Raw genomic sequence first — 20,811 nt, forward strand, 5'->3', positions numbered from 1 at the left:
GTGATCACGGTTCCACGACGTCGTCGGCCTGGCGGGCGCTGCGCGTGCCCTGCTGGAAGGCGGACATTCCGTCGCGGGTGCGTTCCGCCCGTTCCTCGGGGTTGAACTCCGCGAGTTCGGGCATCGGCCGGGGTTCGTCGTTGGCCAGCTGAGGTACGAGGTGCTGCTGCCGCCTCCGGCGCGGCAGCTCCGGCCGGGCGTTCTGACGCGTCGTCTCCTCACCTTCCCCCGGGTCGTCTGTCGGCCAGACGCCTGCCAGGCGGTCTTCCCGGGGCAGCTCGATCTGCCCGCTGCTGCTGTCCAGGTCCCTTTCCGGGCCTGGGCTCCGGCCGTTTCCCACTGCCCTCCCGGCCCAGAACTCGTCCAGGTGGAAGGTCTCGGTGGGGCGCTCGGCGGGCCGGGGATCCCGCGTCAGGTCGCCCTGCATCGGAACCGAGGACTCCAGGGCCTCCGGTGACCGCGAGGCCTGCTGCAGCGCCTGCTGGCGGAACGTCGGCTTGGGCATCTGGACCGAGTCCGCGGGGTCCACCGCGCCCGCCTCGCCGACGATCAGCTCGGACGGGATCAGGACCAGCGCGATGGTGCCGCCGGACGGGCAGTCGCGCAGCTCGACGTGGATGTGGCGGCGGGCGGCCAGCCGGGCGACGACGAACAGGCCCAGGCGGGACTCGCCGCGCAGCCTCATCGCCTCGAAGTCGGGCGGCGCTTCCAGCATCTTGTTGTGCAGCTCGCGGTCCTCGGGCTTGATGCCGAGGCCGTGGTCCTCGATCTCGATGACGAGACCCTGCGGCACCTCGCTGCTGTGGATCTCGACCTGCGAGCGCGGCGAGGAGAACGAGGTCGCGTTGTCGACGAGCTCGGCGATCAGGTGGATGGTGTCCGCGACGGCGGCGCCGACCAGCGCGACCTCGGGCACCGGGTTGACCTTCACGCGGGCGTACTGCTCGGTCTCGGCCACGGCGGCGCGCACGACGTCGAGCATGCGCACGGGCTTGCGCCACTGCCGGCCCGGCTGCTCGCCGGTCAGGATGATCAGGTTCTCGGCGTTGCGGCGCGCACGGGTGGCGAGGTGGTCGAGCTGGAAGAACGCGTCGAGGTGGTCGGGGTTCTCCTCCTCGCGCTCCAGCTTGTCGAGGATCTTGAGCTGGCGGTGCACCAGGCCCTGGTTGCGGCGCGCGATGTCGAGGAAGACCCGGTTCACGCCTTCACGGGTCTGCGACTCCTTCACGGCCGCGGCGACGGCGGTGTACTGCGCGGCGTTGAACGCGTCGGCCACCTGCCCGATCTCGTCGTTGCCGTAGTCGAGCGCGGGGACCTCGGCGGCGACGTCGACGTGCTTGCCCTCGCGCAACCGCTCGACGATGTTCGGCAGTCGTTCGTGCGCGAGCTTGAGCGAGTCGCTCTTCAGTGCGATGAGGCGGACGATCAACGCCTTGTTGACGAGGCGGTTCGAGACGCGCACCGCGACGAAGATGCCGGCGATGACCGCGATGAGGGCGATCAGGCTGCCGATGAGGACGGTGGTGAACTTGTCCTTGCCGTTGGCCATGGCGATGTTGACCGCCCCGGTGGACTGCTCCTGCACCATCGTCGTCAGCTCGGTGGACACCGCACGGGTGGCGTTCTCGTAGTCCGCCAGCGTCACCTGCTGCCCGACGGGCCTCTCCGAGTTCTGCAGGAGGCGGTTCTCCAGGGTCACCAGCTGCTGGTACGGCGCGCTGCCGGTGAGCTGCTTGAAGTGTTCCCGCACGTTCGGCAGCGAGGTGGGCTCGATGACGTTGAGCGTGAAGTGGTACGCGCCGACGAGGTTCGCGAACTCGCGGTGCTCCTCCGGCGTGAACTTGCCCGCCGCCAGCGCGCCCGCGGCGACCGAGCTGGACCGCGACATCGCGTCGGAGGCCTGGAAGTACTGCAGCGCACCGAGCGCGCCCTGAACGGTCTCGGCGTCGGGCACGATGCGGGCCTGCGTGCCGAACAGCGAGCCACCGGCGTCGAGCACGCTGTTGTAGTAGCGGTAGATCTCGTCCTTGGACGCGTTGCCGGACTCCAGGCGCTCGCGCTGGTCCGGCAGCTGGTCGAGCAGCCCGTTGAGCTTGTTGATGCCGTCGACGATCTCCTGCGGCGCCTGGGAAGCGAGTTCGGCGAACGCCGACTTCATCTTCTCGACGTCCTTGTCGGTGTCCTGCTGCTGCTTGAGCAACGCCGACGAGCTGGCACCCGAGCGGCTCAGGCTCGTCATGCTCAGCTCGCGTTCCTTCTGCAGCGACGCGAACGACTGGACCGCGGGGATCGAGGCGTCCCGCGCGCCGGAGGCGACCAGCTGGAGGTAGAGACCCTCGAACACCGTGTAGGACGAGAACAGCGCCCACATGGCCAGAAGGACGACGCTGGGAACCACCACGACACCAGTGAGCCGCGAACGAATTGTCTTGTAATTCGTCTCAGGCACGTTCTTCAGCTTCACAACGCTCCACGACCACCCGAATTGGCGACGGAAAGATAACACCACATGATCAACATGACCAACAGCGATGATCTTGAGGGGGTGAGTGCAGAGTACTCAGTCAGATGCGCAACGCAACACCCCCGTTCTCCGGTTCGATCCCCAGCTGTTGCAGTGATGTGCACGCTCTCGCAGGGAGGTCGCACGGTCGTGACCGAGTGGGCGAAAGGACGCGAGCTGGGCTTTCGCTAACTGAACAGTGGAAACGCGGCGGCTATTGCCCCGAACTTGACAGCGGCGTGCGGCATCTTCTAAGCGGAACGGAGCGCAACCGAGCGTCGCTTTCCGTTACCAGCTCTTATTCGCGAATTCGCATGCGGATCACCGCGCCGCGCCGTGATCAACACAGGTCATTCCTTGGTCGTGATCAACGAGACCGGCCGCTCCCGTGTCGTCAAGAACGCGGTAATTCCGCTGGTCACCGCCACTACGGCGAGAGAACCGGCCGCGACCACCGTGAGGAGCGCCCAAGGAACGTGCACGACGGTCACGCCGATCGCGGCGCGCACGGAACCGCCGATGCCCGCCAATCCGGCGGCGGCGACCGCGCATCCGAGCACCAGACCGATGATCGCCACCGCAGTGGCCTCGGCCACAGCCGTCCGGACGACCTGGGGCCGGCTCAGCCCGGTCACCCGGAAGACGGCGAACTCGCGGCGGCGTTCGGTGCCCGCGATGACGACCGAGTTCACGACGGCCATCAGCGCGTAGAGCCCGGCCAATCCCATCAGCACACTAAGGATCTGCACGTTTCCTGCCTGATTTCTGCCCGCACGCGCCCTCGCCCAATCCTGCACGGTGTGCACCTCTCCGATACCGGCACGCTCGATCCGTTCGGCGACAACACCGGGGTTTTGTTCCGCAACGACCTGGATGACCGTCTCCGTCGGCGCGTTCGCCCACACCTGCCTCGGCAGAATCTGACGCGGGACCAAAAAGTTCTCGCCCGGTTCGAGGGTCTCCGGAAGTCCTCCGACGACGGTGAGGCTCAGCGGTTTTCCTTCTGCGTCCACGCTGAGCACCTCGCCGGCGCCGATCCACTCGGAGTGCTGGGCGGGGCCGACGAAAACGGTGTCACCGATGAGTGCGTTCAAGTCACCGCTCGCCGGAACAAGGGTGTGCGTGTGCATGTAGTCGGCCGCGTCGACCGCGATGATCCCGGAGTGGACGCCTCGCCGGTCCCCCGCCGTGATCGTGATGTCCACGGCGTTCTGCCGGGACGCGACGGCCACTCCTTCGATTCCGGGCAGCCGTTCCGCCTGTTCGCCCTTCGAGGTGACGACGAGGTGGGCGTTCAGCGACCGCTTCGCCTCCTCCCCTCCGGCGTCGGCGAGCGAGCCGAACGTGCCCGCGAGGCCGAGCAGCAGTGAGACCAGCACGATCAGCGGGGACGCGGTGGCGGCGCCGCGCCGCACGCCGTCCCTGAGGGAGGCGATGGCCAGGCTGCCGGGCGCGAGCAGGCCGCACAGCCAGGCGGCGAACGGGACGACGAGCGGGCTCAGAGTGCTCATCGCGACCGCGCCGACCATCGAGATGCCCAGCGCCGCCATCATCGCGCCGATCAGGTTCGCGCCGTGTGCCCACACCACCATGGCGACCGTGCAGGCCGTGCTGGACAGGCCGAGCAACCAGCGGGAGGCGGTCATGACCCTGGCGGCCTTCCCGGTCTCCCGCAGGGCGTCCAGGGGACGGATCCGGGCCGCCCGCAGCGAGGCGGCGAACACCCCGGTCAGCGCGACACCGACACCGGCGACCCCGGCGACGATCACCGCCCACAGCCGCCACGGGGCCGTGAAGCCGTCCGGCACCAGGCCGATCTCGACGAGCAGCCACGTCTGCACGTGCTTCGCGATCAGCCCGATCGGCACCCCCAGTGCCGATCCGACGATCCCGAGCAGCAGCGACTCGGACAGCAGCAACATCCGCACCTGACCGCGGCTGCCTCCGGTCAGCCGCAGCAGGGCGAGGTCGCGGCGGCGCTGGTCGACGGTGAAGCCGAACGTGGAACCCACGATGAAGACCGCGAGGAACAGGGCGAGGAACGCGGTCATGCCCATCACCGTCGCGGCGCCGACGAACCCTTCGCGGATCCTGTCCTCGGCCTGGCGGGACAGCCCTTCCGGGATCCGCGGCTCCCCCGTGGCCGCGAGGACGAGGAGCGAGGCCTGCACGAGCGCGACTCCGACGGCCACGCTGAGAACGGCTCCCGCGAACAGTTCCCACCGCTCGCGGAACGTGCCGAACGACATCCGGAACATTCAGCTCTCCAGCCGTGCGAGCCGCTCGGCCACCTGGTGCGTGGTCGGCTCGGTCACCCGGTCCACGATCCGTCCGTCGGCCAGGAAGACCACCGCGTCGGCACTGGCCGCCACGGCGGGGTCGTGGGTGACCATCACGATGCTCTGCCCGGTGCCACGCACCATGTCGCGCAACAGCGTCAGGACCACCCTCGCCGACCGCGAGTCCAGCGCGCCGGTCGGTTCGTCGGCGAACAGCACGGCGGGGCGGGAGATCATCGCGCGGGCGATGGCGACCCGTTGCTGCTGGCCGCCGGAGAGCTCACGCGGCCGGTGCGTGGCCCGGTCCGCGAGCCCGACGCTGCCGAGGACCTGGCGGACGTCCCTCCTGGACGCGCGGATTCCGGCCAGCTTCAACGGAAACGCGACGTTCTGCTCGGCGGTCAGCGACCCGATCAGGTTGAAGTTCTGGAACACGAACCCGATCGCGCGCCGCCGCATCTCCGTGAGCACGCCGTCCGTTGCCGTGGTGATGTCACGCCCGGCCAGCACGACGCGGCCGCTGGTGACCTGGTCCAGCCCAGCGGCGCAGTGCAGCAGCGTGGACTTGCCCGAACCCGACGGCCCCATGATCGCGGTCCACGTGCCGGCCGGGCAGGCCAGGCTGACGTCGTCGAGGGCGGCGACACCGGTGTTCTTGGTTCCGTAGAAGCGGGTGACCTGGCGCAGTTCTACGGCTGGATACGACATGGGAGCACTCAACCGCGCGCCGTGGGCGGGAGTCACTGGCGTTGATGTCCGCTTCGCAGGTGGTGAAACCTCTACCTGACTACGGTGGTCCAGGTGGGGGAACGCACGATCTGGGAATCCGCTGGACGGCGGCGGTTCCTGCTGACCAGGTGGCCGTGGCGGGCGACGGCGTACGTGCTGAGCACTCCGGTGGTGGCGCTGGTGAGCCTGACCGCGCTGCCGTTCGCGCTGGTGGGCGGCCCGGCGGTGGCTCGTCCCGTCGCTCTGCTCGAACGCCGGCGGTTGCGGCTCGTCGATGCCGCACAGGCCGGTCGCCCCGCTTCCTGGTGGGACGTCGGCTACCTGTGCGCCGTGGCGTTCCTGGCGCTGCCGTCCCTGGTGCTCGCACTGGCTCTGACGCTGGTGCTCGCGTTGATCTCAGGCCCGTTCTTCGTGGCACCGGACCGCGCGCTCGCCCTCGGTTTCGGCGAGGCACGCTCGGTGTCCGAAGCGATGCCGTACGCGCTCGCGGGCTTGGCGCTGTTTCCGTTGCTGCTGTACCTGTTCGCGCTCGTGGCAGGTGTGCACGCGACGATCGCACGCGCCCTGCTGTACCCGTCCGGCACCCGGCTTCGGACTGAACTCGTGCGGGTTTCCCAGTCGCGCGAACGTCTTGTCACCGCGTTCGACGCGGAACGGCGCCGCATCGAACGCGACCTGCACGACGGTGCCCAGCAACGGGTCGTGAGCCTGATCCTGCGATTGGGCGTCGCGAAGCTGGAGCTGCCACCGGACTCCCCCGGCAGCGAGTCCGTCGCCGACGCGCACTCGCAGGCGAAGCAGTTGCTGGTGGAACTGCGGGAGTTCATCCACGGAATCCACCCGCAGGCCTTGTCGGACCTGGGTTTGCCGGCCGCGCTGAGGGAACTGGCCGACCGCTCGCCGATTCCGGTGACCGTGCACTGCGCCGTCCCCCAACGCCCTCCCGGCACCATCGAGGGCGCTGCGTACTTCGTGGTGGCCGAAGCACTGAGCAACGCCACCAAACACAGCGGCGCCACCGCGATCCAGGTCGCGGCATCGTTGCGGCACAACGTCCTCACCGTCGAAGTCACCGACGACGGCCACGGCGGTGCCGACGCCTCGCACGGTTCCGGCCTCACGGGCCTGGCCGACCGCTGCGCGGCCCTCGGCGGCACCCTGTCCCTGTCCAGCCCCTCCGGCGGACCCACCACCGTGCGAGCGGAGTTCCCGTGCTGATCCGCACAGTTCTGGCAGAAGACGGCGCCCTGCTGCGCGAAGGCCTGGCCGCGTTGCTCGACCGCTTCGGCTTCCAAGTGGTGGCAACGGTTGCCGACGCCGACGCCCTGATCGCCGCCGTGGCCGAACACGGACCGGGTCTGGTCGTCACCGACATCCGGATGCCGCCGGGCTTCACCGACGAGGGCCTGCGCGCCGCGGTCCGGTTGCGCCGAGCGAACCCGGCCCTGCCCGTCGTCGCACTGAGCCAGTACGTGGAGACGAGTTATGCCGCCGACCTGCTCGACTCGGGCAACGGCACCGGCGTCGGCTATCTGCTCAAGGACAGGGTCGGCGACGTGCGGGAGTTCCTCGCGGCCCTGCGCCGGGTGGCGGCGGGCGAGACCGTCATCGACCCCGAGGTGGTCCGCAAGCTGCTGAGGCGCAACCCGCTGGCCGGGCTGTCGAACCGCGAACGCGAGGTGCTGGGCCTGATCTCCGAGGGCTGCTCCAACGCGGGCATCGCCGAGAGGCTCGTCGTCTCCGAGGCCGCGGTGAACAAGCACGTCGGCAACATCTTCGCCAAGCTCGGACTCGTGGCCGGCGAAGATCGCAACCGGCGGGTGCTCGCCGCGCTCACCTACCTTCGCGACCGTATTCCGCGGTAGCCGGAATCCTTGTCATTGAATTGTCCATTTTGGCCCCACACAAGGATTTTCTGCTGATCACGAGCTCGCGGAGTGACGAGAAGTCACCCATCGTGCCGAGATTCGCGGTCATCGCGCAGATGGAGCAGCACGCAAGTACGCGAAAGGATCTCCCATACATCAGGCCGATTGGGCATGATGCAAGTGACATCGGTGTCACGGTCGGTAACCGGGAGGGAACCCATGGAAGACGCTCCAGAGGTGAACTGCGAACTCGTCGACCTGACAGGCATTTCCCTCGATGAGCTGAGGTACACGACGGACGACGCGGTGGCCGCTTCAGTCCGCACGGTGCTGCTCAACGTCGCTGATCCGGGTTCGCGTGCGGCGCGGATGCTCGACTCCGGCAACAACTCCGGCAACTGCTCCGGTAGCCGGCTGCCCAACCGGCAGGACGAGCGAAGGCTGCTGCCGCTGATCACGTGCTGAGTCCCCACCGGCTGCCACTGCACACGGTCGACCAGCTCGCGCGGGGCGGCGGTGACGAGGCGGCCCTGCGGCTGCTGAGCGACGGCCAGCTCAGCGCCCGCCTGGTCGCTTTGCGCACCCTGCTGGACGAGGTGTCGACCCGTTCGTCGTTGCTCGGGCTCGACGAGGCGTGGGACCTGCTGACCGCGGCACAACGGAAGTCCCCGTCCCTGGTACGAGATGTTCTGGTACAGCCCCAAATCGGCATTTGGCTGGCTGATGTTCTGAGAGCACTGCACGGAACGATGGAGTCGGCGGCTCCGCTGTGGGTGGAAGTCGGCTACCTCAGTTGCGTGGCCGCGGCCGCGGCTCACCGGTGCGACATCGACTTCGCGCTCGACGTTCCGGTGAGCCGGGGCGTGATCTCCCTGCCATCGCTGGGCATCGCGACCGTGCAGGCGGCCGGGCCATGGGCACTCGCGCGCGCCGAGCGCCGCGACGGCCGGCTCACCCTGTCCTGCAGGGGCCACACGGTCCGAATACCAGACGACGAGCACTGGTCGCCCGTGCGGCGCATCGGGCCACCCGGTTTCCTCCCTCTGCTGGACGACGTCGACCCCAGGCGGGACTACCGCGCACCGGCCCCACCACATCGGCTGACCGACCTCGACGTCGCACGGTGGGACGAAGGGCTCAACCAGGCGTGGGCCTTGCTCAGCCCTGAGCACGCGAACGCTCTTTCCGCCCTGGTGAGCACCATCGTGCCGGTACCGAGCCTGCCCGGCGGCAGGCCCTACAGCGGCTCGTCGGCGGACGCGTTCGGTGCTGTGCTGATGTCGGAACCGCTGGATTCCACCGCGTTCGCCGAAGCGCTCACACACGAGGTGCAGCACACGAAACTCGCCGGGCTGGACACCATGCAGCCCTTGTGCGCGTTGGGCGGAAACGCCTACTGCTACGCGCCCTGGCGCGACGATCCCCGGCCCGTGAGCGGGCTTCTCCAAGGGGTGTACGCGTTTCTCGGGGTGACCGACTTCTGGAGGGCGCGCCGCCTGGTGGCCGCGTCGGACCGCGCGGACTTCGAGTTCGCCCTCTGGCGCTCGCAAACCCTCCACGCGGCCAGATTTCTGCGCAACTGTCCCGAACTGACCCACCTGGGCCGCCGCTTCGCCGCGGTGATGGTGGCGCGACTGTCCGGATGGAGCAACGTCGAGGTCGGCTCCGAGGCGGGGCGTGCCGCGTGGCTCGCCGCACAGGACCATCGTGCGACCTGGCGTGCCCGGCACCTCACACCGGATCCCATGGCGGTGAAGGAACTCGTCGAGGCATGGCTTCACGGGCAGCCACGTCCGCTCGGCGCGGTGCCGCACCCGACGTTGTCCCCTCGGCCCACTTCTCCGTTGCCACGCCTGGAGCTGCGCCGGCTGTGGCTGCGAGCGCCCACCGAGTTCACCGGCCGCGTTCAGGACGTCCTGGCGACCGCTACCGCCGCGGACGTGCGGCACGTCGCAGGAGACGATGAGGAGGCCGCGCGGCTCTACGTCGCGGACATCGCGGCACGGCCCGACGATGTGCAGGCGTGGATCGGCCTCGGACTCGCGGATCCCGGGACGCGCGCACTGCTCCTGTTTCCGGAACTGGTCGTGGCCGCGCATGCCGAGATCGCCGCCTGCACCGGAGAATTCCCCGACCCACGAGCACTTGCCGCGTGGGCCGGGGGTGACCGCTCAGCCGGTGGGTAGGGGTTCGAGGTCGCAGTCGGCACGGGTGCTGCTGGCAGCGGCGATCGTCGCCGGGTGGTTCTTGCCGAGCACGCGCTGGAACCTGCTGATCACATCGATCTGGAGCGACTCGGCATCCGCCGTGCGGCCGAGACCGCGCAGGTCGAGGACGATGTTGGCGAGACAGGCCAGAGTCGACGGGTGGTCCTCGCCGAGCGAACGGCCGGAGCGTTCGAGCACACGCTGGTTGAGCGAGTAGGACTTCTCGTACTCACCCGATGCCGCGTAGTCGCTCGCCCTGTTCGTGGCGCAGACGAGCGTGAACGGGTGGTCGTAGCCCAATGCGTCCTGCATCGTGAGGAACGCGTCCTCGTTGAGTTCGGACGCGCTCTCGATGTCGCCCATCAGCCGCAGGGTCACCGCGAGGTTCGTCTTGGCCGCCAGCACGTACGGATGGTTCTCGCCCAGCGTCTGTCCATACGCACGCATCACTCGTTCACCGAGCTCCCGCGATTCCTGGAGCGCACCGGTCTGCCGCAGGTCCACGGCGAGGTTCATCGCCGCCGCGAGCGAACCGGGGTAGTTCTCGCCGTACCGCTTGGTGTACCGCAGCACCGCTTCCTCGGAGAGGTGCAGCGCTCCGGCGTGGTCTCCCGCCTTGCGCCGGGCCACCGCGAGGTTCTTGATGGCGCGCAGAGTGTCCGGGTGATCATCGCCGAAGAGCCGCCGGTGCTTCGCCACCGCGGTTTCGAGCATGTCGCGGGCCTGGACGTACTCACCACACTCGCGGATGTCCAGGCACAGGCTGTTCAGGGTCGACAGCGTGAACCGGTGCTCGTCGCCGAGGATTCGGGCGCGCAGTTCCCAGGCGTACTGGTCGATGTCCCGGGCTTCGGTGAACCTTCCCACCAGACGTAGCGCGATCCCGAGGTTCTCCGCGGTCGCGAGGGTGAGACCGTCCTCGTCGCTGTAGACCTCTTTCGCGATGCGGTACGCGCTGTCGCTCAGTTGCCACGCCTTGGTGAAATCACCCAACGCACGCACGTCCTGCGCGACCATGTTCGCGAGGACGAGGGTGTTCTCGGAATCCTCGCCCAGGTTCTCGCGCGCCACCGAGTACGCGCGTTCGTCGACGACGAGCGCCTCCGCATAACGACCGAGAGCACGCAGGCAGACGCCGACCTGCTTGGCCGCCGTGAGCGTGTCGGGCTTTTCTTCCCCGAACCTCGCGCTCCAGAACTCGAGCAACTCACGGGCGTAATCCAGACCACTTTGGTCGTCGCCCCACGCCGCCAAGAAGACAGCTGAGTGCAAAGCCGTGCGACGAACCCAGGGATCATCGCATTCGTGCATTTTCGAGGCGCGGACGTGTGGCAGCAGCTCGATGTACTTGGACCAGTTCTTTTCGAATCCAGGGCCACGCGGGTCGTCGGTCGCAAGGAGAACGTGTGCGGCGTGGCGCATTTGGGAGCGTTCCTGCGGCGTCATCCGGTCGAACAACGCGCCCTGCACCAGCCGGTGCAGCAGAATGGTGGATTTGCTCTGGTCGATCTGCGCCAGGCTGTACCTGTTGATCTGACGCATGGCCTTGCCGAGCAGCAACGGGTCGCGCAGCGCGTCACCGAGATCGTCGGGCACCGGGATTCCCTGGAGCTCGATGAAAAGACTTCGGCTGATCGGTTCGGGAGCGAAGAAGGAGCACACCTGCAGCAGCTGCAGGGCCGCAGGATTTTCGTCCGCCAGGCGGTCGAGCGAGACGTTCCACGCGGCCGCGACCGGGACGTGGTAGTCGAGTGGCAAACCCGCTTCGAGGAGTTCGGCTCGTTTGCGGGCGAAGAGGGAGAGGTATTCACCCGCGTTCATGCCGGTCTCGCGGAGCCAGGACGCCGCCTGCTCGATCGCGAGGGGGAGATCACCGAGAACCTCGGCCACCTGCTCGGCGTCGTCGTCGGTGAGGCCGCGGTTTCGCCGCTGCAGCAGCTGTTTGCTCTCGGCGCGACTGAAGAGGTCGACCTCGACGGTCTGCGCCACGCTGGACCAGTGGGTGTTGCGCGATGTCACCAAGATGTGCCCCGAACCGCCGGCGGGAAAGAAGGGACGTACGTCCTCTGGATTGTCCGCGTTGTCGAACACGAGCAGCCACCGCCGATAGGGCTGGCCGCGCCGCAGTGATTCGCGGACGGCCTCGATCACGGAGTTGACCGCGCCGGTGTTCGGGATTCCCAGCTGTTCGGCGAGCGCCATGAAGACCGAACGAATGTGCGTCGGGTCTTCTGACGGAATCCACCAGACGACGTCGTAGTCGTCCGCGTGCAAATAGGCGTACTCGATCGCGATCTGCGATTTTCCGATTCCACCCAGACCATAAAGTGCCTCCGGAAGGACCGCGGTGAGGTTCGCGTCCCCGAAGGTCAGCCGGTCGTGCAGAGCGGAGAGCATCCCCGTTCGCCCGGTGAAGTTGAAGTTGCGCGGAGGCGCAGACCATGCCCGCGGTACATCGCCTTGCCTGCCCAGGAAGGTGGACGAGGTCTCGTCTCGCAGGGTCACTGTCCCTCCTGGGTCAGCTGCATTGATCGGTGATGTTTGTGAGGGGGAATCCTCTTCGGTGAAGGCAGACACGGGCTGAATCGTCTCAGCGACAGGGGTCACTGCCGAAGTCAGGTCCGCCGTGAGCGCGGTAATGGAGGCTGCGATAAGGTTAGAGCGTTTGGCGTAAGGCCCGGACATGGCGCGGAAGATGATCTGTTGCAAGCGAAGATGTGGCAGTGATTCCTCAGTCGCCGCAGAAATGTCCGCACCGGGATCCTCGAGGGCCTCTTTGAGACCGCTCACCGCTTCGGCCTTCGGCCCTAGAAAGTCCGCCACGGTGCGCAGCACGCGGGCGGTATCGGCTCTCGAACACGTCGAGAGCAATTCCTGGCGCAATCCGTCTCGGAACTCGTAGGTACCAGAAGACGCGTCCTCGTCGCGCTCGACCAGGCCGCCGAGCAGCACCTCGGCCAGATGCGAGAGCTTGGTGTCCGGCAGCACGGTGCGTCGCACCACCGTCATCACCGGCACCCGGAGCGGGACCGGGCTGGCGGCGAGAAGACCGGCGAGCGCGAACGCGGGCGGGGACGCGATCGTGCGGAAGCGGCTCACCCGGTCGGAGGGGCTCAGGTGCGGCAGCGGGTCGACCTCGAAGCTGCTCTCCTTCGTGCTCGGGTCGGCGAACAGCGTGGTGAGCCGGACGGCGGGTCCGCCACCGGTCACGAGCTCCGACCAGCGGCCGAGCCAGTCGGGGCGCAGTTCGAGGACCGGCACGGCCACGGCGGTGTCCGGCGGGCGTTCGTCGGAGAGGTCGGTCAGGCGGTAGCGGATGCGGCTGTTCGGCGCCCCCGGCTCGGGCATCCGCAGCTGCACCCTGGTCGTCGTGAGGCCGGTCCAGCTCCAGAGCTCGTGGGGTAGCAAGTGGATCACCGTCACGTGGACCGAGCGGCCCCAGACTCCGATGACCTTGTCCGCGGCGCCGGTGTGCCACGCCCGGCCGACTCCGTCCGTCACCACCAGCACGAGGCGGCGTCCGGTGGGGTCGAGCAGTTCCGCGGGACCTCGCGCCGGACCGTCCGGCGCGCCGACGCGCACCGTCAGGTCGCCGACGCTCTCCCCGTCGAAGTCGATGAAGTAGAGGCGCACGGTGCTGAACGCGCCCTGCGTCTCCAGCACGGCGCGAAAGTCCGCGATCTCGCGCTGCCAGATCTCCAGTGACGCGGTGTCCACGACGAGCGCGACCTCGAACGGACGGGTCAGCGCCGGGCGGAACGCGGGCATCCACACGCCGGTCTCGGCGGCGCGGACCGCGGTGGCCTCCTCGTCCAGCTCCACCTCGCGCTCCGAGGGCACGAGCCTCGTCAACGGTCGTAGTGCCTTGGAGATGGCTCGGGTGTGCGGCAGGTTCTCGGTGGCGGGTGGCGCGACGCCCTGTGCGTTGTCCAGGGGTGTGCCGATGACGAACCGCGACGACGGTGGCAGATCGTCCTTTGAGGACGGAACGAGCACCGGAGAGGAAGGCGGGTCGCGGCGTTCGTCCTGGATGACGTCCGGCGGCGGAAGTGGCAGCAGCACGGGATCTCGTTGTCCTGGCGAAGCCGGCATCGCTGCCGGTCGGGCCACTTCTCTGGTCGCGTGCCACACCCGGCTCGCCAGCCAGAGCGCGTCCGCCACGTCCCGCGCGGTGAGGTCCCGTTCCGCCGCGCTCATTCGAACCCCGTCGTGGAAAGCCGGTGCCACAACGCGTCGCGCAGTCGTTCCCACGCGATCCTGTCGGCGGTGAGCCCGCTCGACGTGGCGAGTTGGACGGTGTTCAGGAGCTGGTCGATCGCGAGTCCGTTCTCGGACTCGCTGCGGCGCAGGAACTTCCGGATGAGCTCGGTCGAACCGTCCGACGCGTCGCGGAAGTGCGCCGCGACCATGCTCGCGAGCTGTTCCTCGTTCGGCGGCTGCATCTCGAGCTGCAGAGTGCGGCGCAGGAACGCGGGCGGGAACTCCCTCTCCCGGTTGCTGGTGAAGACGATGAACGGGAACGCGCGGCACGTCACCCGTCCCTCGGTGATCTCCGCGCTGCCACCGGGATCCGCGGTGTGCACCACGACCTTCGGCGTCCGGCGGGCAATGCGGGCGAGCTCGCGCACGAGGTACTCGCCGTCCTCCAGAACCGCGAGCAGGTCGTTGGGCAGAGCCAGATCGGCCTTGTCGATCTCGTCGATCACGAGCACTCGCGGGAGTTCGTACGGCAGCAGCGCCGTGCCCAGCGGACCGAGGTGCACGAAGTCCCCGATGTCGGTCGGCTCGTCGACCACCCCGCTCGCCCTGGCGCTGGAGGCGTGGACCCTGCCGATGGCGTCGTACTCGTAGAGGCCGTCCTGCCGCAGCTTGGTGCCCGACGTCACGGGCCACGTCAACACCGGCCCGAGCGACAGCTCCCGCGCCACCCGGAAAGCCAGGGAGGTCTTACCGGTACCGGGACCTCCGGTGACGAGCAAGGGCCTGCGCAGCAGCAAAGCCGCGTTGACCATGTCGATCTCGTGCCGGTCGGCCGGGTAGGACGTGTCCGCGCCCGGCGCGCCGATCCTCCGGGTGTTGTCGTGCTCGGCACCGATCGGCACGGGCAACGCGGGGCCGCCCTGGAACGACCGCCACGGCGGCGGTTCCGGCAGATCGGTCCTCAGGTCCACCTCGGCGCGCGGTTGTCCCGTGCCGGTGTAGATGTGCCAGTCCTCGACGCGCGTCACGGCGCGACCACCTCCTGCGGCAGAGGCTCCACCTGTCGGTTCGGGTCGTCCCACAGGACGCTGATGTGGCTTCCCGGATGCGCGTCGCAGTCGTCGGCGTACTGGGCCTGGGCCCGCAGCTTCTTCATGTTCTCCAGCAACTTGCCGAGCCCTCCGTCGGCCAGCAGGTCGTCGACGGCGGTCTGGAACGCCTTGGCCGCGCAGTCCTCGCGGTGCCAGACCAGCACCGGCACCCCCGTTTTGAGCGCGATCGCGACTTCCATCCTGCCCACGCTCTCGCGTCCCGCGGGCGGGTCGGCGAGCACGAGCAGCACGACGTTCTCGGAGAGTGCGAGTCTGGCGCCGAGTTTCTGGAGGTGCCGGGCGCCGTCGAGCTGGCTGCGGTGCATCGCGTCGTCGAGGGGACTGTCCCCTGCCTGGAGATGGCTCTCCAGGTGGGACCATCGTCGTTTCCACCGCCTGTGTTTCGCTTTCTCCCTGCTTCTTTCGAGTGACCGCAGGGACACCAGGTAGTCCACCCCGATGGGGGTCGCGACCTCGTCGGAGAGCGAGATCCACTGGTCCACGGGCAGGTTGAGCAGGTCCTTCGGCAGGATCATCTCGATCGAGACGGTGCTCGCGTTCTCCGCCCAGCCCTCGATCCGGCTCACCAGCTCACCGACCCTCGTCTGGAGCTCGGCGAGACTGCCGGTGTGGTCACGGCCGCGCTGCGGGGCCCACGTCGCCGAGTTCACCTGCCACCACTCGGAGAGCAGGTACCGGCCGGGCTCGACGCCGTGCGGTTGCAGCCGCAGCACGAGGGACGCCTCGGCGGGCGCCACCACCTCCGCGGTCTCCGCCGAGATGGAGCCTCGCAACGCGAGCAGGTCCGCGTGCAGGCCCATGGCACGGGCCTGGTCCTCGGAGAACTGCCACAGGCGTTGGGAGAGCACGTCTCCCGCGCGCAGGGCGAGGTGTTCGAGCAGTGCGAGCGCGGGCGGTACGCCGTCGGGCCTCGCGTTCATCCGCTCCAGGCGACTGAGCACGTCGACCGTGTCGTGCCTGCCGGGTGGCAGCGGGGTGGCCTGGCCACCCGCCGCAGCCCGGTAGCACTCGGCGAGCTGCGGGAAGTTCGTGTCCCGCAACAGGTCGGTGAGCGCACGGCGGTCCTCGTCGGCGAAGAGCTCCAGCGTCGCCATCTCGTCGACGAGACGACCGATCTGCTCCAGTTCCGGTGCTTCCGGCTGCAGCCGGCGCAGGGCCTGCAGCAGCTTGCGCACGGCGCCCGGCCGTTTCCCGCAGGCGAGGACGATCGCGAAGACGTGCAGCCTGGCGTCGGCGAACTCGGTCACCCGCAACCGCGGCTCCAGCGAGCTGTTCACCAGGTCCAGGCACAACCGCCGGTCGTCCAGCCGCGCCATCAACGGCATCCTGGTGACCAGTTCGGCGAGGACTCCGAGCGACTCGCCCCCGCTCGACACGGCCCTGTCGTCGATCTCGGCGGGAGCGGGCGCCGGTGTCGCCACCGGTACCGACGGAGCCGTGACGTGCACCGACTCCGCGGACACCCGGATCCACGCGGAGGTCGTCGTCTCCTTGACCGCGACCTCGATCTCCTGATAGGCGTCCGGTTCGGCCGCCGGGTCGTGCCGCAGCACCTCCTCGTAGAAGGTCCTGGACACGATCACCGCCAGCACGGCGGACGACCCGGCCAGCGCGGCCTTGAGCGGATCCGCCTCCAGCAGCCGGAACGTGAGGTTCACGCAGTCGCCGACCGCGCCCTGGTCATTCAGCGTGACCTCGCCGAAGTGCAGCGCGATCCGCAGCCGGATCCGGGCCTCCTGGGTGACCGTGGCGTTGTAGCGCAGCAGGTTCGCGATCAGCCGACGCAGCAGGAACTCGGACAGCACCTGTTTGGGCACCTCCGGCGTGAACAGGAACATCGCCCCGTCACCGCGGTCCTCCCAGTGCCAGCTCCGCTTCTCGATGTTGCTTTCGCGCAGCGCGGCGTGCAGCGCGTCGTAGAGACCCCCGTGGGCGACGAGCTTGTGGTGGTTGGTCCGGCTGGGGTCGCTGAACTTCTCCACGTCCACGGCCAGCACCGCCCGCGGCTCGGCGCGTGGTGTCTGTTCCACGGGTTCTCCCTACCGGCATAGGCGATGGTCCATTATCCGGAGTTGATCTGATTATTGGTGCATTCCGGCCTGATTTAGATCAATCGGGGCAGTGCGCGGCGTGCGGTTGCCTGAATCATGGAAGCATGGGGATTGACCGGTCTTTCTGGGGGATGCTCGACGCAGCCGATCGCACAGCGTTGCGAGACTCCGCGACCAGTGTCGGATTTTCAGCCGGATCGGTGATCTGTCATCAGGGAGACCAGTCGCGCAACGTGTTGGTGGTGTCGACGGGCCGGGTTCGGGTGAGCCGGTTCACGGTCACCGGCGAGGAGACGGTGCTCGCCGTCCGCGGCCCCGGCGAGATCATCGGCGAACTCTCCGCCGTGGACGGCCGCCGCCGTTCCGCGACTCTGACCGCGGTGGATTCCGTGTCCGGCATGGTGGTTTCCGCTCGTGCGCTGGAACGGCTCTGCCAGGTGCGTCCAGGGATCACCTGGGCGATGCTGCGGGTCGTGGCGTCCCGCCAGCGCGCCATGACGGGCCAGCAGGACCTCCGCACCGGCCCGTCGATGTACCGCGTGGGCGCGATGCTGCTCGACCTCGCGCACCGGGGAGAAGATGATCTGATCGCCACCGTGCCGCTGAGCCAGCGGGAGCTGGCCGGAATTGTGGGGATTTCCCGCGAAACACTCGCCAGGACGTTGAAAGTCCTGCGCGACGCCGGAATCATCCTGACCCGGCGCAACGGCATAGAAATTCTTCGCGAGGAAGAATTGCGCGCTCTCTGTGGCATCTGACGCAGACTTCTCGCGTCGTCGGCGATTTCCTCGAAGGCACAGTTCGCCGAGCCCGCAGGAGCCCGTCATGAAGCGCCGTTCACTGCCTGACCCCGACTCACGAACCCAGGTCCTGCGCGCCCGGCGCAAGCACACGGAGCAGGTGGTGCTCGCGGTGGTGTTCACCGTGGTCGAGCTGTGGGCGGTCGTGGCGGTCGTCGTGCTGCTCGACGCCGACGGTGTGCTGGCCCTGGCCGTCGCCGCGGTGCTGTCGGCCTCGCTCATCGCCCTCTGGGACACCTGGCGCACGCTGTTGCTGTTCGGCAGGGCGTTGCGCTCCTGGCTCCCGGAAGAGCTGCCCACCGAGGACCCCGAACCGGTCAGGACGACGAACCTGGTGCGGCTCTGAGACCTGCGCGGCCGCGGCGGGGGGCGCGGCCACGCCACCCAGCCGGTGCCGGCGGAGCACGAAAGCGCGCCCGTCGGCACCGGCCCGCAAGCCTCAGCGGATGCCCGCGCGGCGTTCCTCGCGCGCCTGCTCGATGCGCTCTTCCAGGTCCGCGAACCACTGCTGTCCCTGGGCACCGCAGCTGTCACGGATCTCGCGCTTGAGCTCGGAAGTGTTGGCGTTCAGGGTGCGGACCATGTCGAGCCCTTGGTCGACCTGGGACCGGAGTTCGCTGTGCGACCTCTGCAGATGTGCCGCGGCGGCACGCATCTCGGCGCGGGCCCGCTTGCTCACCACCAGCTGAAGTGGTGCGACTCGGGCGTGACGGACCAGGAACGACATGGTGTGCAACGAGGTCTGCGCGGACCCGTAGGCCAGGTGCGCGGTGTCGGCGCACTGGTAGGACTCGCGGTGGAAGACGCGCAGGGAGTGGAACTCGACGTCGGGGCGTGCCGGGTTCCTGGCCTGGAGCTTCACCAGGCGGGCCTGCACCTGCTCGGCCTGGCGGCGCACCCGGACGTTCTCGGCACGGACGCGTTTCAGCGTGCGGTCGGCCTCGGTGGCCGCGGCACGCACTTCCTCGACGGTGACCCGGCGGGGGCGGCGGTCCCACAACGCCATCACGACGAGCACGACGACACCGATCAGTGCCGCACCAACGAAGAGCGGCATGCCGTCGTCGACGACGTGCTCGCCGGGAGCGGACGGCTTCCGCTTCAGGAAGGCGAAGGTGTTCATGGCGGCGAGCAGCACGACGCCGCGTGCGAGGAACCCCGCCCAGCGCTTCAGCGGCGGTGCCCCGCGCACGCGGCCACCGCGCTTGAGCACGGACCTCACCAGCAGCACGGCCAGCGGCACCGAGATGGCCGCGCCCCAGAGCCACTCGCGCAGGTAGGGCTGCTGCTCCGGCAGGCCGTCGACGAGGACGCGGGCCGCGAACGCCGGTGCCAGCAGCACGATTCCCAGCGGCAGTACGAAGATCAGGGCCAGCAACGAGAGCGCGCAGCCGCCACAGCCACGCTGGTTGCCGCTCACCGGCGGCGGCCGGGCTTGCGGCCGGCCGGTGCGAGGGCGGCCGCGCCGGCCCCGTTGAGCACCTTGTCGATGACGTTCGCGACGCCACCGGTGAGATCGGTGTGGTGCTGGACGAGCATCGTGGTGAAGTGCGAGGTCAGGTCGATGTAGGCGCGGCGTTCCTCCAGCGCCAGTCCCGGTTTCACGGTCTCGCGCTGCATGTTGACCATGCATTCCCGCAACGCCGCGGCACTGCGGTCCGCCCTGCCCAGGTGCTTCTGCATCTGACGCAAGGTGGTGGAGGACTCGCGGCGGCGCTGGTCCAGCAACGCCAGCGTGATCTCCTTGTCGTGCGCGGCTTTCGACTCACCGACCCGGCGCATCTCGGTGTTCAGCGCGTACGACTCGGCGACGCACCGCCCGGCGGGCCCGAGCGGGCTCAGCGAGTCGGCGATGCGTGCCACCGACTCGCTGAACCTGACGGCGTTTCCCTCGACCGTGACCAAACCCATGGCAGGTTCATCCGCCCCGCCCGGTCGAGCGTTACAGCCCGAACGAACCGCTTCAGGGCGTCGGGGCGGGGCTGGTGACGGCGTTCGCGATCCGCAACGTCATCAGCTGCTGCGAGCTGTCGCGGACCGTCGGCGTGAACGAGTACGCGATTCGGCGCTGCCCGTCCCGCGTGGAGAACACGCCCGCGTTGAAGCCGTACCACTCCCCCGTCTTGCCCCACACCTCGACGCCGTTGACGGTGAAGGTCTGCAGGCCCGTGGCGTACGAGGCGGGCGAACCGTCCACCATGGACACCTTCGGCACGGTGAACATCTTCTCCAGCAGGTCTTTCCGCACCAACCGGCCGTCGAACAGGGCGGCGGCGAACCTGGTGAGGTCACCGGTCGTGGAGACCATGTCACCCTCGCCGTGGGCCCGGGAGGAGTTGAAGTCGCTGACGTCGACCAAGCCCTGCCCCGGCACGTTCAGGTACCCGTGCACGTGCGCGCCGCGGATCTTCGTCTCGTTGCGGCCAGGCACGTAGGTCTTGGTGAGGCCGAGCGGACGGGTGATGCGCTTTTCCACCTCCTGCGCCAGATCACAGCCGGTGACCTTCTCGATGATCATCGTGGCGAGCAGGTAGTTGATGCCCCGGTACTCCTGCTTCGTGCCGGGCGTGAACTTGGGCTCCGTCGGCGGGACCAGCGCCCTGAGCTGCTCGGGCGTCCACTGGTCGTACCGGTGCGCGAGTACCTTCTCCGGCGTGCTCAGGTCGGGGTAGCCGACCTCGTTGGGGATTCCGCTGGTGTGGTTCAGGAGTTGCCCGACCGTCACCGCGTCGACGGACTCCGGCAGGTCGGGGAAGTAGTGCCGCACCTTCGTGTCCAGGCTGAGCCTGCGCTCCGCCACCAGTTGCAGTGCGACCGTCGCCACGAACACCTTGGTGACGCTGCCGATCCGGAACCGGTCGTCAGGCCGGACCGGACGTCCTTGCTCCGCCACGCCTTCGGCGCCGTACCAGCGCCCTGCCTCGCCCGACACCCGCAACTGCGCCGACGTCACGACCGGATGTTCCAGGTCGGCGATGGCCGCGTGCAGCAGTTCCGGTTGCAGCGGCGGCAAAGGCGTCACCGCGACCAGCGCGGCGATCAGAAGTGACTTCATGATCACC

Annotated in this window: 15 protein-coding genes; 6 read left to right on the plus strand and 9 right to left on the minus strand. The window is 68.6% G+C overall.

Annotated elements, in window-relative coordinates:
• Positions 1-4: 4 nt before the first annotated feature.
• From SK854_RS04150 to SK854_RS04160, 3 genes are all read right to left on the minus strand, one after another.
• Positions 5-2,401, minus strand: a complete 2,397-nt coding sequence (locus SK854_RS04150; RefSeq protein WP_319973593.1) for a sensor histidine kinase — start codon at positions 2,399-2,401, stop codon at positions 5-7.
• Between the two features lie 452 nt (positions 2,402-2,853).
• Positions 2,854-4,761 carry an FtsX-like permease family protein gene (locus SK854_RS04155; RefSeq protein WP_319973594.1) on the minus strand — a complete coding sequence of 636 codons (1,908 nt, stop codon included), beginning with the start codon at positions 4,759-4,761 and terminating at the stop codon, positions 2,854-2,856.
• On the minus strand, positions 4,762-5,490 hold the full coding sequence (locus SK854_RS04160) for an ABC transporter ATP-binding protein (protein ID WP_319973595.1): 729 nt from the start codon (positions 5,488-5,490) through the stop codon (positions 4,762-4,764).
• 93 nt (positions 5,491-5,583) lie between these two features.
• Between SK854_RS04160 and SK854_RS04165 the strand changes: the two genes are divergently transcribed.
• The 4 genes from SK854_RS04165 to SK854_RS04180 all read left to right on the plus strand — a co-directional run bounded on the left by SK854_RS04165 (position 5,584) and on the right by SK854_RS04180 (position 9,565).
• The gene (locus tag SK854_RS04165; RefSeq protein WP_319973596.1) at positions 5,584-6,729 is read left to right on the plus strand and encodes a sensor histidine kinase; all 1,146 of its coding nucleotides are present in this window, start codon (positions 5,584-5,586) and stop codon (positions 6,727-6,729) included.
• Entirely contained in the window at positions 6,729-7,376 is a 648-nt protein-coding gene (locus SK854_RS04170) for a response regulator transcription factor (RefSeq protein ID WP_319973717.1), read from the plus strand. The genes SK854_RS04165 and SK854_RS04170 overlap by 1 nt, the downstream gene beginning before the upstream one ends.
• A gap of 222 nt (positions 7,377-7,598) precedes the next feature.
• Positions 7,599-7,844, plus strand: a complete 246-nt coding sequence (locus SK854_RS04175) for a hypothetical protein (RefSeq protein WP_319973597.1) — start codon at positions 7,599-7,601, stop codon at positions 7,842-7,844.
• Entirely contained in the window at positions 7,838-9,565 is a 1,728-nt protein-coding gene (locus SK854_RS04180; protein ID WP_319973598.1) for an HEXXH motif domain-containing protein, read from the plus strand. The genes SK854_RS04175 and SK854_RS04180 overlap by 7 nt, the downstream gene beginning before the upstream one ends.
• Here SK854_RS04180 and fxsT read toward each other — a convergent pair.
• From fxsT to SK854_RS04195, 3 genes are read right to left on the minus strand one after another with little or no spacing between them, the layout of a single operon-like run.
• Positions 9,551-13,783, minus strand: a complete 4,233-nt coding sequence (gene fxsT / locus SK854_RS04185) for an FxSxx-COOH system tetratricopeptide repeat protein (protein ID WP_319973599.1) — start codon at positions 13,781-13,783, stop codon at positions 9,551-9,553. The two genes, SK854_RS04180 and fxsT, sit on opposite strands and share 15 nt — an antisense overlap.
• Complete coding sequence (locus SK854_RS04190) at positions 13,780-14,814, minus strand: AAA family ATPase (RefSeq protein WP_319973600.1); 1,035 nt, start codon at positions 14,812-14,814, stop codon at positions 13,780-13,782. The genes fxsT and SK854_RS04190 overlap by 4 nt, the downstream gene beginning before the upstream one ends.
• A complete protein-coding gene (locus tag SK854_RS04195; RefSeq protein WP_319973601.1) occupies positions 14,811-16,928 on the minus strand; it encodes a VMAP-C domain-containing protein in 2,118 nt (705 codons plus the stop codon). The genes SK854_RS04190 and SK854_RS04195 overlap by 4 nt, the downstream gene beginning before the upstream one ends.
• Positions 16,929-17,080: 152 nt before the next feature.
• Here SK854_RS04195 and SK854_RS04200 point away from each other — a divergent pair, with 152 nt between their 5' ends.
• Both SK854_RS04200 and SK854_RS04205 read left to right on the plus strand, forming a co-directional pair.
• Positions 17,081-17,707 (plus strand): Crp/Fnr family transcriptional regulator, encoded by a 627-nt coding sequence (locus SK854_RS04200; RefSeq protein ID WP_319973718.1) that lies wholly within the window; start codon positions 17,081-17,083, stop codon positions 17,705-17,707.
• A 67-nt stretch (positions 17,708-17,774) separates the two neighbouring features.
• Positions 17,775-18,095 carry a hypothetical protein gene (locus SK854_RS04205; protein WP_319973602.1) on the plus strand — a complete coding sequence of 107 codons (321 nt, stop codon included), beginning with the start codon at positions 17,775-17,777 and terminating at the stop codon, positions 18,093-18,095.
• Positions 18,096-18,188: 93 nt separating this feature from the next.
• Here SK854_RS04205 and SK854_RS04210 read toward each other — a convergent pair whose 3' ends face one another.
• Genes SK854_RS04210 through SK854_RS04220 form a run of 3 tightly spaced genes read right to left on the minus strand, consistent with a single transcriptional unit; the run spans position 18,189 to position 20,804 of the window.
• On the minus strand, positions 18,189-19,169 hold the full coding sequence (locus SK854_RS04210) for a hypothetical protein (RefSeq protein ID WP_319973603.1): 981 nt from the start codon (positions 19,167-19,169) through the stop codon (positions 18,189-18,191).
• A complete protein-coding gene (locus SK854_RS04215; protein ID WP_319973604.1) occupies positions 19,166-19,660 on the minus strand; it encodes a hypothetical protein in 495 nt (164 codons plus the stop codon). The genes SK854_RS04210 and SK854_RS04215 overlap by 4 nt, the downstream gene beginning before the upstream one ends.
• Before the next feature lie 52 nt (positions 19,661-19,712).
• A complete protein-coding gene (locus SK854_RS04220) occupies positions 19,713-20,804 on the minus strand; it encodes a serine hydrolase domain-containing protein (RefSeq protein ID WP_319973605.1) in 1,092 nt (363 codons plus the stop codon).
• Positions 20,805-20,811: the final 7 nt, after the last annotated feature.

This window comes from Lentzea sokolovensis, assembly GCF_033949975.1.
GTDB lineage: Bacteria > Actinomycetota > Actinomycetes > Mycobacteriales > Pseudonocardiaceae > Lentzea > Lentzea sokolovensis.